Below are 1,121 nucleotides of genomic sequence, written 5' to 3'. Positions count from 1 at the left end.
GCGGCGGCGCTGACGCCGGAGGTGGACGAGGTCCTGGAGCGGCATCCGCTGCGGGACCTGGTCACCAGCAGTGAGCCCCTGCCGCTGCTCGTGGAGCGGGAGCGGGCGCTGTACGGCTCGTGGTACGAGTTCTTCCCGCGTTCGGAGGGCACCCCGCAGCAGCCCCACGGCACGTTCCGCACCGCGGCCCGCAGGCTGCCGGCGATCGCCGCGATGGGCTTCGACGTGGTCTACCTGCCGCCGATCCATCCGATCGGCACGACCTTCCGCAAGGGCAGGAACAACACCCTCTCCCCCGGCCCCGACGACGTCGGTGTGCCCTGGGCGATCGGCTCCCCCGAGGGCGGGCACGACGCCGTCCACCCCGCCCTGGGCACGCTGGAGGACTTCACCTGGTTCGTTCGGCAGGCCCGGGAGCTGGGTATGGAGGTGGCGCTGGACTTCGCGTTGCAGTGCTCCCCGGACCATCCCTGGGTGCACAAGCACCCGGAGTGGTTCCACCACCGTCCCGACGGCACCATCGCCTACGCGGAGAACCCGCCGAAGAAGTACCAGGACATCTACCCCATCGCCTTCGACGCCGACATGGACGGCCTGGTCGCCGAGACGGTGCGGGTGCTGCGGCACTGGATGGACGCCGGGGTGCGGATCTTCCGGGTGGACAATCCGCACACCAAGCCGGTGGTGTTCTGGGAGCGGGTCATCGGGGAGGTCAACGGCACCGACCCCGATGTGATCTTCCTGGCCGAGGCGTTCACCCGCCCGGCGATGATGCACACCCTGGCCCAGATCGGCTTCCAGCAGTCCTACACGTACTTCACCTGGCGCAACACCAAGCAGGAGCTGACCGAGTACCTGACGGAACTGTCGGGGGAGGCCGCCTCCTACATGCGGCCGAACTTCTTCGCCAACACCCCCGACATCCTGCACGCCTACCTCCAGCACGGCGGCCGGCCCGCCTTCGAGGTCCGGGCCGTGCTCGCGGCGACCCTCTCCCCGACGTGGGGCATCTACTCCGGCTACGAGCTGTGTGAGAACACCCCGCTGAAGGAGGGCGGCGAGGAGTACCTGGACTCGGAGAAGTACCAGCTCAGGCACCGCGACTGGGCAGCGGCCGAACG

At 69.3% G+C, this 1,121-nt stretch carries 1 pseudogene; it reads left to right on the top strand.

The window, feature by feature from the left end:
* Positions 1 to 1,121 (top strand): annotated as a pseudogene (locus G3I77_RS40565) (alpha-1,4-glucan--maltose-1-phosphate maltosyltransferase); the annotation flags it as partial.

The organism is Streptomyces sp. D2-8 (assembly GCF_023184515.1).
Lineage (GTDB): Bacteria > Actinomycetota > Actinomycetes > Streptomycetales > Streptomycetaceae > Streptomyces.
The sequence above is the reverse complement of the archived record's forward strand: the minus strand, read 5'-3'. Positions and strand labels throughout refer to the sequence as shown.